Source organism: Frateuria edaphi (assembly GCF_021117405.1).
Classification (GTDB): domain Bacteria; phylum Pseudomonadota; class Gammaproteobacteria; order Xanthomonadales; family Rhodanobacteraceae; genus Frateuria_A; species Frateuria_A edaphi.
In genome coordinates, this window is record NZ_CP088251.1 from 56098 (window position 1) to 68870 (window position 12773).

Annotated in this window: 14 protein-coding genes; 8 read left to right on the forward strand and 6 right to left on the reverse strand. The window is 70.5% G+C overall.

All coding sequences use genetic code 11. The features are described from left to right. Positions 1 to 77: 77 nt before the first annotated feature. Positions 78 to 1070, reverse strand: coding sequence for a chorismate transformation FkbO/Hyg5 family protein (locus LQ772_RS00300; RefSeq protein ID WP_231322911.1), 993 nt, complete (start codon positions 1068 to 1070; stop codon positions 78 to 80). Between the two features lie 89 nt (positions 1071 to 1159). On the opposite strand from LQ772_RS00300, the gene LQ772_RS00305 reads away from it, so the two are divergent. The 8 genes from LQ772_RS00305 to fabG all read left to right on the forward strand — a co-directional run bounded on the left by LQ772_RS00305 (position 1160) and on the right by fabG (position 7527). Continuing rightward, positions 1160 to 1429, forward strand: a complete 270-nt coding sequence (locus tag LQ772_RS00305) for a phosphopantetheine-binding protein (protein ID WP_231322913.1) — start codon at positions 1160 to 1162, stop codon at positions 1427 to 1429. A gap of 85 nt (positions 1430 to 1514) precedes the next feature. Then, positions 1515 to 2219, forward strand: coding sequence for a COG4648 family protein (locus LQ772_RS00310; RefSeq protein ID WP_231322915.1), 705 nt, complete (start codon positions 1515 to 1517; stop codon positions 2217 to 2219). Next, positions 2216 to 2521 carry an ApeI family dehydratase gene (locus LQ772_RS00315; protein WP_231322917.1) on the forward strand — a complete coding sequence of 102 codons (306 nt, stop codon included), beginning with the start codon at positions 2216 to 2218 and terminating at the stop codon, positions 2519 to 2521. The genes LQ772_RS00310 and LQ772_RS00315 overlap by 4 nt, the downstream gene beginning before the upstream one ends. After that, a complete protein-coding gene (locus LQ772_RS00320) occupies positions 2518 to 3471 on the forward strand; it encodes a lysophospholipid acyltransferase family protein (RefSeq protein ID WP_231322918.1) in 954 nt (317 codons plus the stop codon). The genes LQ772_RS00315 and LQ772_RS00320 overlap by 4 nt, the downstream gene beginning before the upstream one ends. Next, complete coding sequence (locus LQ772_RS00325; protein WP_231322920.1) at positions 3395 to 4033, forward strand: LolA-related protein; 639 nt, start codon at positions 3395 to 3397, stop codon at positions 4031 to 4033. The genes LQ772_RS00320 and LQ772_RS00325 overlap by 77 nt, the downstream gene beginning before the upstream one ends. A gap of 2 nt (positions 4034 to 4035) precedes the next feature. After that, entirely contained in the window at positions 4036 to 6369 is a 2334-nt protein-coding gene (locus LQ772_RS00330; RefSeq protein WP_231322922.1) for an MMPL family transporter, read from the forward strand. After that, positions 6353 to 6793 (forward strand): hotdog family protein, encoded by a 441-nt coding sequence (locus LQ772_RS00335; protein WP_231322924.1) that lies wholly within the window; start codon positions 6353 to 6355, stop codon positions 6791 to 6793. The genes LQ772_RS00330 and LQ772_RS00335 overlap by 17 nt, the downstream gene beginning before the upstream one ends. After that, positions 6790 to 7527, forward strand: a complete 738-nt coding sequence (fabG, locus tag LQ772_RS00340; RefSeq protein WP_231322926.1) for a 3-oxoacyl-ACP reductase FabG — start codon at positions 6790 to 6792, stop codon at positions 7525 to 7527. The genes LQ772_RS00335 and fabG overlap by 4 nt, the downstream gene beginning before the upstream one ends. Before the next feature lie 149 nt (positions 7528 to 7676). Here the strand turns inward: fabG and LQ772_RS00345 are convergent, their stop codons facing one another. The 5 genes from LQ772_RS00345 to LQ772_RS00365 form a co-directional block, all read right to left on the reverse strand. Further along, entirely contained in the window at positions 7677 to 9605 is a 1929-nt protein-coding gene (locus LQ772_RS00345) for a M56 family metallopeptidase (protein ID WP_231322928.1), read from the reverse strand. A gap of 2 nt (positions 9606 to 9607) precedes the next feature. Beyond that, positions 9608 to 9994, reverse strand: coding sequence for a BlaI/MecI/CopY family transcriptional regulator (locus LQ772_RS00350; RefSeq protein ID WP_231322929.1), 387 nt, complete (start codon positions 9992 to 9994; stop codon positions 9608 to 9610). Between the two features lie 235 nt (positions 9995 to 10229). Beyond that, a complete protein-coding gene (locus LQ772_RS00355; protein WP_231322931.1) occupies positions 10230 to 10679 on the reverse strand; it encodes a nuclear transport factor 2 family protein in 450 nt (149 codons plus the stop codon). A gap of 29 nt (positions 10680 to 10708) precedes the next feature. Beyond that, a complete protein-coding gene (locus tag LQ772_RS00360) occupies positions 10709 to 11575 on the reverse strand; it encodes a helix-turn-helix transcriptional regulator (RefSeq protein WP_231322932.1) in 867 nt (288 codons plus the stop codon). Positions 11576 to 11608: 33 nt separating this feature from the next. Then, a complete protein-coding gene (locus LQ772_RS00365; protein ID WP_231322934.1) occupies positions 11609 to 12616 on the reverse strand; it encodes a ribonucleotide-diphosphate reductase subunit beta in 1008 nt (335 codons plus the stop codon). Between the last annotated feature and the right edge of the window lie 157 nt (positions 12617 to 12773).

The window sequence follows — 12773 nt, forward strand, 5'->3', positions numbered from 1 at the left end:
TGCGCGCGCATGAGCGGGCCGCGCGGTCGCGCACAGTGTCTTTTGCGACCGCGATACGTCCCTTCCGCGGGTGTGCGTCAGGCGTAACGCCAGCCGTCGATCTCCACCAGCAGTTCGGTGCGGCAGATGTCGCCGTGGAGCAACAGCACCGGCACGCCGGGCAGGCGCCGGGTGATGAACTCGCGCACCTGCGCGGCGTCGGCCGGATGGCGCACGTAGGCCTTCAGTGGCGAGTGGGTGTCGAACCCGGGCGCCAGGCGACCGCGCGCCAGCAGCGCCTCGAGGTTGGTGAAGGTCTCCTCGAGCTGCGCTTGCAGGTCGTCCTCATGCGCCGAGGCGTGGCCAACCACCGCCGCCGTGCCGGAAATCGCCAGTGCGTCCTGCGCCGGCAGCAGCATCGCGCGGGCGAAGCTCGGCGGCGTGCGGCCGTACTGGCGCGGGTAGCACCAGGCGCTGACCTGCCGGGGGTTCTCGATGCGTTCGCCCGGCTGGTCGCAAGCCAGCAGGTACACCTGCAGGCGACCGCGCGGTCCGTGGTGGCCGATCGCGGTGGCGGCCGGGTAGCCGTCGGCGAAGAACTCGCCCATGCCGGTGGCGCGGCCTTCGCAGAACAGCTTGTAACGCTCGGCGTCACCCTCGCCCTGGTTGATCGCCTCCAGGTAATTCCAGATCCGCAGCACGTGCCGTTCGGCGCGGCCCTCGATCAGCCGGCGCAACGCATGGTAGGCATGGGTCGCCGCAGGACCGGGACCACCATGGGCGGCTTCATCCAGCTCCACCGCGGCGAACAGCCAGCCGCCGCCGACCGCCCAGCGCACGTCGCCGTCACGGCCGTGGTCCACCTCGGCATCGACTTGCCACAGCTCCAGCGACGCCGGCGCGTCGAAGCTTTCCAGCGCGACGCGCAACCAGCGCGGATCCTCGCTCGCCGGCGCGCCGCTGCCGAATCCGAACACCGCCAGCGTGCCGTACTCGGCCAGCACCGTGGCCGCGTCACCGCTGCGATAGGCGATCCGCGGCGCGCGGCGCGGCAGCGGTTCGGCCAGTGCGTTTTCACAACCCTGCATCATGCATTGCAAACCAGGAGCAACAGGCCGCTATGTTACACTCCGCGCCAGTTGCCGCCGGGGGGAGGCACGCATGGGGTACGGAAAAAAGCATGGCAGAACAGACTGCGGCCCAGCACGAGCTGGCCACCTTGATCGTCCAGAGCCTGAATCTGGAATCGGTCCCACCCGAGCAGATCGAGCCGGACGCGCCGCTGTTCGGCGGCGATCTGGGACTGGATTCGATCGACGCGCTGGAAATCGCGTTGGCGGTGTCCAAGCGCTACGGCTTCCAGCTGCGCTCGGACAATCCGGAGAACAAGCGCATCTTCACGAGCCTGGCCACGCTTTCGGCGCACGTCGAGCAGAACCGCGCCGCTTGAGCTGGCGCGTTCGCGTCCTCGTGACGCCCTCGCCAACCCATCGCGCGGATCATCGACTTTTCCACCACTGATGCACGCGCACGTCATGTCCGAAGCCCGGCGCGTCGGCAAGCGCCCGCTGCCGCTGTTGCTCGCCTATCCGTTGCTGGCCGTCGCCGGCGCCTTGCTGCACCGGCAATTCCTGTCGCTGGCGGCGCTGTCGCTGCTGCTGGGCCTGCTGTGGTGGCCGGCCCTGCGTGAACGTCGCCCCGGGACCTGGCTGCTGTGGCTGGCTCTGTCTGGCGTGTTGGCCTGGCTCGCTTCGCGCGGCCTGGCCTCGCTGGTGCTGGACGCGGTGCCGGTACTGTTGAATCTGCTGCTGGCATGGGTGTTCGGACGGACCCTGCGTGCGGGCCGCCAGCCGCTGGTGGCGCAGTTCATCGAGGCGATCGAAGGCGCGCCGCGGCTGGCCATGCCGGGCATCGTTCCCTACGCGCGGGGCCTTACGGCGTTCTGGAGCGCGCTGTTGAGCGCCCAGGCGCTGCTGCTGGCCGTGCTGCTGTCGTGCCAGGTTCCGGGCGGCCTGCTTGAAAGAATGGGGGTGCCTTCGCCCTGGCCGCTGCCGCAGCCGTGGGTACAGGGCTACGTGCACCTGGGCGCCTACCTGTTGATGGCGCTGGTGTTCGCCCTGGAATACCTCTTCCGTCGCTGGCACTTGCGGCATCTGCCGCACCTGGGCCTGCATGATTTGTTGCACCGGCTGGCGCTACGCTGGCCCCAGCTGATCCGCGGCAGGAACCGCGCGCCATGAGCACCGACAGCTACCACACCACTTTTTCCTTCGCGGCCGGCCACCCGAGCCTGCCGGGCCACTTTCCGGGGCGCCCGCTGGTCGCCGGCGTGCTGCTGCTCGAACAGGTCGCCGAGGCCCTGCGTGCCTGGCGCGGCCAGCGGTTGGCCTGCGTGCGCGAGGCCAAGTTCGTCGCGCCGCTCCAGCCGGAGGAGCCGGCCGAACTGGAATTGACGCCGGCCGGCGCGCAGGTACGCTTCGAAGTACGTCGCGACGGCACCCTGCTGGCGCGTGGCCTGGTCGAGGGAGCGACTGACGCATGACCCAGCATTGGCAAAGCCGGCCTGAAGGCGGCGGACGTTTCGCGCTGTGGCTGATCCGCAACATCGCGCTGTACGGCGGGCGGCGTTTCGGACGGCTGTTTCTCTACCCGATCACGCTCTACTTCTTCCTGCGCCGCGGCCCCGAGCGTGCCGCCTCGCGCGCCTACCTGAGCCGCGTGTTCGGCCGGCGTGCGTCGTCCTGGCAGGTGATGCGGCACATCCATTGCTTCGCCGCCACGATCATGGACCGGATCTTCCTGCTCGCCCACGGCGAGAAGCACTTCGAGATCGAGACGGTCGGGCTGGAAATGCTCGACGAACGCCTGGCGCGCGGGCATGGCGTGCTGCTGTTCGGCTCCCATCAGGGCAGTTTCGAGGCGCTGCGCGCGATCGGCGCGCGACGCCCGCAGATGCCGTTGCGCGTGCTGCTGGACAAGCAGAAGACCCCGGCCATGACCGAATTGCTCGAAGCGCTGGCGCCGGAAGTGGGCGCCTGCGTGATCGACGCCTCGCAGGACGGCACCTCGATCACCCTGGCGATCGCCGAAGCCTGCCAGCAAGGCGCACTGGTCGCGCTGCTGGCCGATCGCGGGCGCAGCCACGAGGCGTTGCGCCACGCACCGTTCCTCGGCCAGGGGGCGCCGTTCCCGGTCGGTCCCTGGCTTCTGGCCCATTCGCTGAAGGTGCCGGTGGTGCTGTGCTTCGGGCTGTACCTGGGAGGCCGGCGCTACCGCCTGGTGTTCGAGCCGCTGGTCGACCAGGTGGATATCCCGCGCCACGCCCGTGGCCCGGCGCTGGATGCGCTCATCGCCCGTTATGCCCAGCGGTTGGAGCATTACGTCCACGTGGCCCCCTACAACTGGTTCAACTTCTATGACTTCTGGCAGCAAGATCAGCGCGGTCCTGTGCACCCTGGCCCTGACCTGCTCGGCGAACGCCTCGGCACCTGACGCCACCGATGCGCTGATCAGCCAGCTGGGTCGTCCCGCGCCAGCGCGCACGGCGTTCGCCGAAGCGCGCTTCATGCAGGTACTCGACCGTCCGCTGGTGGTCTCCGGCGAACTGGCCTGGCTGGGCGGCGACACGCTCGAGCGCCACGTCACCAAACCGCATGAAGAGACCGCGCGCATCGCCGACGGCAAGGTCACCCAGCAGCGCGAAGGCAAGGGCGAGCGCAGCTTCTCGCTGGAGCGCGCGCCGCAGCTGAAGGTGCTGGTGGACAGCTTCGTGGCGCTGCTCGGCGGCGACCCGGGCCGCCTGCGCCAGGCCTTCGCGATCGCCCGTCGCGGCGACGCCACGGGCGCCTGGACGCTCACGCTGACCCCGCGTGATCTGGAGGTGGCGCGCACCGTCGCCACCATCCGTATCGACGGCAAGGGCGATGAGGCACGCTGCATGTGGATGCAGGAATCGGACGGCGACGTCGCCGTCGACCTGCTCGGCGGCCTGGCCGACAAGATGCCGGCCGAGCCCACCCGCGAGGCGCTCGCCGCGCTCTGCAAGGGCGCCTGAGCATGCCGCTGCGCGCGCGCGTCGCGCTGCTGGCCGGATGGCTGCTGGTACTGGCCCTGCTGGGGCTGTGGGTCGTGAAGCATCTTCAGGTCGGCACCGACCTGCGCAGCTTCATGCCCGCGCCGACCACGCCCGACCAGCGCCTGCTGATGGAACAGGTGGGTGAGGGTCCCGGTTCGCGCTTGCTGTTGCTGGCGATCACCGGCAAGGACGAAGCCACCCTGGCGAAGCTGAGCCAGGCGCTCGCGGCGAAGCTCAAGGCCGATCCGCGCTACGCGCAGGTACTCAACGGCAGCTTCGACCTCACCGCGCTCGATCCGAAGCTTTTGCCCTACCGCTACCTGCTTTCCCCGACACTGGACACGCATGCGCTCGACGCGGCGTTCCTGGGCGATGAGCTGCAGCAGCGCCTGGACGAACTCGGCTCGCCGGCGGCCAGCCTGTTCAAGGGCCTGCTGCCGCGCGACCCCACGCTGGAAGTGCTCAAGCTCGCACAGCGCTGGGCGCCGGCGCGCTCGCCGCAGATCCGTGACGGCGTGTGGTTCTCGCCGCAAGGCGAGGCGCTGTTGCTGGTGCAGACCCGCGCGCCCGGCTTCGATCCGGATGCGCAACAGGCGGCCATCGGCGGCATCGAGGAAGCGCTGCATGGGTTGCCTGGCGGTCGCGAGGCGAAATTGATCGTGTCGGGGCCGGGCTACTTCAGCGTGGTCGCCAGCTCGCAGACGCGCGACCAGGCCGACTGGATCGGTCGCATCTCCACGGTGGGCTTCATCGTGCTGTTGCTGCTGGCCTATCGCAGCATCGGCTCGCTGCTGCTGGCGGCACTGCCGGTGGCCAGTGGCGCACTGGCCGGCATCGCGGCGCTGACGCTGATCTACCCGCAGGTGCACGGCATCACCCTGGCCTTCGGCTTCACGCTGCTGGGCGTGGCGCAGGAATATCCCATCCGCGTGCTGAGCCACCGCCGCGCCGGCGAGGATGCGGTGGCGAGCGTGCGCGACCTGTGGCCGTTGCTGCTCACCGCCATCGCCTCGGCATGCATCGCGTACCTCGCGTTCTACGCTTCGGGCGTCAACGGTCTGAAGCAGCTGGCCGTGTTCACCATCGTCGGCCTGCTCGCCGCCGGTTTCAGCACGCGCTATCTGCTGCCGTACCTGCTGCCGACCCGGGTGCGCGATGTCGCGGCGTTGCCATGGCTCAAGCGCCTGCGCGGGGCGGTAGACAATCTGCCGCGTCCGCGCTGGATCCCGTGGGCGGTCGCCGTCGTGATCGTCGTGTTGCTCGCGCTGGGCCGCGGGCCATTCTGGCAGAACGACCTGGCCGCGCTCACGCCGCTGCCGACCGACCTGCTGCTGCGCGACGCCCGCCTGCGCTCGGCGCTCGGCGCGCCGGACGTGCGTTACCTGCTGGTGCTGGAGGCGGCCACGCCCGAGGCGGTGCTCGCGCTGTCTGAAAAGCTCGAGCCGAAGGTCGACGTGCTGGTTGCAAACAAGGCCGTCGACGCGATCGAGCTGCCCTCGCGCTACCTGCCCAGCGCAACATCGCAACACGCGCGCCAGCAGAAACTGCCGGATCGCGCGTCACTGGAGCAGTCGCTCGCCGAGGCCACCGATGGCCTGCCGTTCCGGCGCGACCTGTTCGCGCCCTTCGTGGCCGACGTGGAGACCGCGCGCAGTCTGCCGCCGCTGACCCCGAAGGCCTTCGCGGCCAGTCCGCTGGGCCAGCGCCTGGCCGCGATGCTGGTCGAACGCGACGGCCACTGGCTCGGCCTGGGCACGGTCAGCGGGGTGCACGACGCCGCGGCGCTGGCAACGCTGGCCCGGGGCAGCGGCGGCACCGTGCGCGTGCTGGACTTGAAGGGCGCAGCCGAATCGCTGGTGGTCGCCTACCGCACGCGCATCCTGCAGGCGTTGCTGGCCGCCACGATCCTGCTGGTGCTGACCATCAGCCTGGCCCTGCGCAGCCTGCGTCGGGCCTGGCACGTGCTGGCACCGATGACCCTCGCGACCTTCCTGGTGCTGGCGGTCGAACGGGTGGCGGGCGTGCAGATCTCGCTGTTCCACCTGGTCGCGCTGATCCTGGCCGGTGGCCTGGGCCTGCACTACGCGCTGTTCTTCGAACGCGACACCGGCAATGCCGCCGAGCAGCGGCGCACGCTCCACGCCACGCTGGTGTGCGTGCTGTCGGCGCTGTTGGTGTTCGGCATGCTGGCATGGGCGACCATCCCCGTGCTGCGCGCGATCGGCCTCACCGTCAGCCTGGGCGTGGCCTTCCATTTCTGCCTTTCCATCCTGATGGCGCCGCATGCGCAGGCCGAGCATGCTGCCGAAGAGTGACTGGGCGCACCTGATCCCGCACGCGGGCGGCATGTGCCTGCTCGATGCGGTCCTAACATGGGACGTGGACACCATCCACGCCGCCAGCGAAGGTCACGCCCGCCCCGATAACCCGCTGCGCGGCCCGCATGGCCTGCACGCGGTGCACCTGGCCGAGTACGGTGCGCAGGCGATGGCGGTGCATGGCGCGCTGCGCGCGCGGGCCGGCGGCGTCGAGACCGTTCGGCCGGGCATGCTGGTGAGCCTGCGCGAGGTGCGGTTGGATGTCGAGTACGTGTCGGCAGATGGACGTCTGGACGTCCATGCGCAATGCCTCTATGCCGGCGATACCGGCGCCCAGTACCTGTTCCGCATCGAACGCGACGGCCACCTCCTGGCCAGCGGGCGCGCCGCGGTGATCCATCCGGAGGGACCGAACTCATGAGCACGACTGCTTCGCCCCGCCGCGCCCTCGTCACCGGCGGCAGCGGCGATCTCGGTAGCGCGATCTGCCACGCGCTGGCGACGGCCGGCTATCAGGTCATCGTGCACGCGAACCGCGCGCCGGAGCGCGCCGAGGCCGTGGCGGCGGCGATCCGCGACTCGGGCGGGCAGGCCCGCGCCATCGCCTTCGACGTGACGGATGGCGACGCCGCGCAGATGGCGCTGGAGAGCCTGCTGGCCGACGGTCCGATCCACGCCGTGGTGAGCAATGCCGGCGTGCACGACGACGCGCCGATGGCCGGCATGAACGCCGGGCAGTGGCAGCGCGTGATCGATGTCTCGCTGAACGGCTTCTTCCATGTCGTACAGCCATTGCTCTTGCCAATGGCGCGTGCCCGCTTCGGTCGCGTGGTGGCGGTCGGTTCGGTCAGCGGCCAGGTCGGCAATCGCGGCCAGGCCAACTACGCGGCGGCCAAGGCCGGCCTGCACGGCGCGGTGAAGTCGCTGGCGCGCGAGATGGCCTCTCGCGGCATCACCGCCAACGTGGTGGCGCCCGGCGTGATCGAGGGCCGCATGGTCGGCGAGAACTTCCCGCCCGAGCGGATCCGCGAGATGGTGCCGGCGCAGCGGGCCGGCAAGCCGGAGGAAGTCGCCGCGCTGGTCGCCTTCCTGTGCTCGGACGCCGCCGGCTACATCAACGGCCAGGTGATCGGCATCAACGGCGGCATGGCCTGACGGCGACCAGCAACCTCCTAGCAGCCCGCTGGTAGGGGATGCCGATCATCAATCGGCGACAAGCGGGCCCTACAGGGTCTGGCCCCCCGCCGCCGGTCGGGAACGGCCGCACGCGCTCCTGCGCGTGCTCCTTGGTGAGCCCTGGCCGATCAGCGCGCCCCGCTCAGCTGCGCTTTGCCGTTGCGAACCGCCTCTTCCAGCAACTGCTGCATCTGCAGCTCGGCCTTGCGACTGACCTCCTGCTGGTGCTCGGCGAGTGCCTGCTGCTGTTTCCCGAACGCAGCCTGTTGCGCTTCGAGGTCGCGTTGTTGTCCGGCAATCTCTTTCTGCAGCGCGGCGTGCCGCTGCTCCAGCTCGGCCTGCCGCTGTTCTAGCGCGTGCTGGCGCGCTTCGCGGGCGCGCGAAGCACCCTCGTCCGGCCCCGGGTTGACCTCCACGGCTTGTGCGGCGATTTCCGCCGCCTCGCGGGCGAGGTCAGCTTGCTCTCCGGCGAAGGCGGCGTCCCGCGCAGCCAGTCCGGCTTGCTGGCCGGCCAGCCGTCCCTGCTCCCCGGCCAACCTGCCCTGCTCGCTCGCCAGCTCGGTCACCGGCGCGTAAATCGCCTTGGCGCGCGCGACCACAGCCGGGTCGTGCACGACGTACGCCTTGCCGGCGTGGCGGAACCAGACCAGCGGCGCGTTGCCGCGCTGCAGATGGCGGGCCGCGGATATGTCCGCATCGTTGCCGTTGATGATCGTCGTATCGCCGTCGAAGATCGCCAAGCCGCTACGCGCGTCCGAATGGTTGTCGATGTGCACGTGATGGCCAGCGAAGCCCGTCAGTGCCGGCGGAGGTGCGGGCGGTGCCGGAGGTGCGGGCGGTGCCGGAGGCGCGGGCGGGATGGACGCGGGAGGCGGCGGGGGTGGGGCGGGTGGTGCCGGCGGCGGAGGCGGGATGCGATACGGCGCCGGATGGGCGGCCGGTGCCGGACGTGCGGCGGGAGCGGGCGCCGCGGCCGGTGCCGGGCGTGCCGCGGGTAGCGCGGTCTGTGCGGGTTGGCTCTGGCTCGCGGGAGCATCCGTGCTGCCGGCGGTCACGCGGTAAGGCACCACGCCGGCCACCGCGATCGCGACAAGCAGCAGCCAGCCGCGGCTGCGGCCGGGAGTGGCCTCGATGTGCTGCAACATGGTCAGTCGCCTCTTGAGGTTGTGGAACGTGGGGGAAGCCCCGGCCAGGCCGGAGGGGAGCGGAGTGGCCACGCCCAGCCGCAGCAGCAGCCGGCCGTAGGCCTGCGGTGCGCCGCCGGTGCAGGCCAGCGCCTGGGCATCGCAGGCGGCCTCGCGGCTGAGCGCGTATTCGCGCATCGCCCAGGCCACCAGCGGGTGGAAGAAGAACAGGCGCTGAGCCAGTGCCGGAACCCAGCCCAGCCACAGGTCGCCGCGGCGCAGGTGTGCCAGTTCGTGCGCAATGGCCATCGCGGTTTCCTCGTCGGACAGGCGCGCGTCGGCCGGGAACAGCACCAGCGGGCGCCAGGCGCCGAGCACCTGCGGCGAGCCAATGGCCGGCGACAGTGCCAGACCGGGCGCATGGCGCAGGCCCAACCGGCGAGCGTGGACTCGGCAGACCGCCTGCCAGGCCGGCGGAGCCGGTCGCGCACCGTGGCGGGCACGAGCGACGCGCCATCCCTGGCGCGCGGCCAGGGCAAGTTGCAGCCCGACGCCACCGAGCCAGAGAACGAGCAGGAACCGTGGCCAGGCGAACCGCGGCGCAGGGGGCGGCGCAACGAAGGCGGCGGAGGGTGCGCGACGGGCGACTGGCTGCGTGGCCATCGGCAGCACGACCGGCGGTGCCGGGGTCGTCACGATCAGTGGTGCGTCATCGGGCGGCGGCAGCCAGCGCAGCTGCAGCGGCGTGTGCCAGGCCAAGCCCAGCACCAGTTGCGCGCCGGCCAGCCACCAGAGCATGCAGCGCATCGCGGCCGGCAGCCGCGGGAGCAGGTGGCAGGCCAGCGCGACCGCGCCGATCAGCAGGCAGGCCTGCGCCGAGGTCCACAGCAGGCGGGTGGACAGGGCATCGAGCAATGCCGGGAGCGTGGACATGGTCAGGTCTCCTTGCGCCGCGACTGCAACTGGGCCACCAGCGCCTCCAGCTCGGCCAGTTCGGCATCGCTGACCTCGGCGCGCTCGGACAGGTAGGCCACGAATGGCGAGACCGATCCGCTCAGGGTCTTTTCCACGAAGCTGCCGACGGCGTGGCGCATCGCCTCGCCGGGCGCGGTGGCCGGGCTGTAGCGGTACAGCCCGCCGCCTTGGCGGCGCTTGAGGTAACCCTTGCCGCGCAACCGCTCCATCATGGTCAGCACGGTCGAGCGGGCCAGCCCGCGCGCCTCGCCGAAGCCGGCGGCGACCTCACCCACCGAAGCGGGGGCGTGGTCGGCCAGGTAATGGAGCAGGGCGAGTTCCTGGTCGCCGATCGAGGGGCGTGGCATGGCGGCTTTCCTGACTACAGTTGTAGTCAAGCTAGCGCTGACTACAGGTGTAGTCAATAGGCCGGGCGGCATGGCGCCCTGTCTTGTAAGGGAGAGGCTTGGGGTGAGGGGACAAGGCTTGCGAGCAGGCAGGGCGTGGGGGGAAACGCGCGTAGGGGAGCGTCACCACGCCGCCGACCCCGGCGAGCCTCGGCCCCTCACCCCAAGCCTCCGCAAGGAAAGGGAGCCTGGTGGGCTACGGCAACGGGGCGCGAATGGCTTGGGTGAAGACCACCTGCCAGCGCCCGTCGCGTTCGGCCCAGATATCGGCGAAGCGCAGGCGGACCTTGTAGGGCTTGCCTGCGCTGGTGCCCTCCAGCGTGGCCACGCCACCGAGCACGGCGCCGCCGGGCCAGTGGCGCACGACTTCGTCTTCCACCGTGAACGGCTTCATCGAGGCGCCGGGCGCGGTGTAGTCGTGGATGAAGGCGGCCTTGTCCTCGACGCGGCCACGGCTGTTGAACAGCACGTAGTCGTCGGCCAGCAGGCGGCCAAGCGCGGCACCATCGCCCTGCACCTGCGCGCGGTCGAACGCGGCGACTGCCCTGGCGAGCGCGGGTGGCAGCATGGCGTGAGGCGCGGTGGCGCGGGCGTCGCCCGCGTGAAAGGCTGCAACCAGGGCGAACAGGGCAACGGCGGACTTCATGGCGTACTCCCGTGGGGACGCCCGCAACGCTAGCGGCCGCGCGCCCGCGTCGCTATCAAATGCCTGCTCGCGCGTGTGACCGCATCCGTGCGCAGCCGCGCGCGCGCCGCCGCGGGTGTCAGCCCGACATGCCGACGAAACGCCGCACCGAAATGGCTGTGGTGGCTGAAGCCGAGCTCGCAGGCCAGCGCGGCGAGATCGTCCGCGCCGGCGGCGAGCCGTTCGAGCGCGAGCGTTAGGCGGACGCGGGTGCGGTAGTCCGCCAGGCTCAGGCCGAAGGCGCGGCGGAACACGCGCGCCAGATGGAATGGCGAGCAACCGACCCGCGTGGCCAGTGCCGCGAGCCCGCCGTCGGCGGCGGGATCGGCAAGCAGCATTTCCCGCGCGCGCGTCGCCAGACGCCGGGCCGCCACGGAGAGTGGAGCCTCGGGCAGCGCGGCGCGATGCAGGATGTCGTGGCACAGCGCGGTAGCCGCTTCCTCGACCGCCAGGCGATCAGCCCCGCCGCGTAACAGCGCGGCGTGCAGCGCGCGGTGCCGGTACTGGTCGGCCGGACTGGCCACGCGCGCGGCGTCGGCTCCGTCGCGCAGGCGGCGGCCGAACAATTCGTCCTCGTGCTCGGGTGCCACCTCGAAGCAGCTGCAGTCATCCCCGCCCTCGAACGGATGCGAAATGCGATAGCTGTCGCCGGCGCGATAGAGCAATGCGGTGGCCGGATCGCCCACGTACGCCGCGCCACGCAGGTGGTAGCCGAAGCCGCCGCGGCGCAGCAGGGCCAGATGCGTGCGCTCGTCGCCCCGCTCGCAACCGCAACCGCCGCGCGGATGGCGGCAGTCGATCCCAATAATGCGCAACAGCGGGCTGTCGAACAGCATGGTGACGTCGGCCAGGCTCATCGGTTTCCCCTAGCAAGGCAGGCCGCCAGCGTCTCAGAACGCCATGTCGAACGCCACCTCGCCCTGCACGCCGACCTGGTAGGCCGACACGCGTCGCTCGAAGAAGTTGGTCACCTCCTGCACGTCCTGCAGGTCCATGAAGTCGAACGGATTGCTGGCGCCGTACTTCTTCGGGAAATCCAGCTGGGCCAGGCGCTGGTCGGCGCAGTACTCCAGGTACTGGCGCATATCCCTGGCCGACAGGCCGGCCACGCCGCCGGACAGCACGTCCTGGGCAAACTGCGTTTCGCAGGCGATCGCTTCCTCGAGCATCTGCTCGACCTGTGCGCGCAGCGCATCGTCGAAGAGGTCCGGCTCCTCGGCGCGCACCGTGCGAACTACCTCGAACGCAAAGGCCATGTGGCCGGACTCGTCGCGGAACACCCAATTGGTGCCCGAGGCCAGTCCGTGCAGCAGGCCGCGCGAGCGCAGGTAGTAGACGTAGGCGAACGCGGCGTAGAAGAACAGTCCCTCGATGCAGGCGGCGAAGCAGATCAGGTTGAGCAGGAACCGGCGGCGGTCCTCGCGGGTGTCGAGCCGGCGAAGGTGCTCGATGGAGCCGATCCATTTGAAGCAGAACTCGCCCTTGGCGCGGATGGAGGGGATGCTATGGATCGCGTCGAACGCCTTGTGCCGTTCGGTCGGATCGGGAATGTAGGTGTCCAGCAGGGTCAGGTAGAACTGCACGTGCAGCGCTTCCTCGTAGAGCTGGCGCGAGAGGTACATGCGCGCCTCGGGCGCGTTGATGTGCTGGTAGAGGTTGAGCACCAGGTTGTTGGCCACGATGGTGTCGCCGGTGGCGAAAAAGGCGACCAGGCGCTGGATCAGGTGGCGCTCGGCGGCGTTCATCCTGGCGTTGAGGTCGGTGAGGTCGGGGGCGAAGTCGACCTCGTCGACCGTCCAGGTGTTGCGGATGGCGGCGCGGTACATCTCGTAGAAGGCCGGATAGCGCATCGGACGCAGGGTGAGGGCGTAGCCGGGGTCGAGCAGCTGGCTGGTCATCGGGATGCCTTGGACTTTTGCTTCTCCACCCGGGAGAAGGTGCCCCGAAAGGGCGGGTGGGGGTGCGGAGCTCGCGCGGGTGCCGGGTTGGCGCGGCCCTTCGACTTCGGCGCTGACGCGCCTACGCTCAGGGTGAGCGAGCGATGGCAAGGGCCGT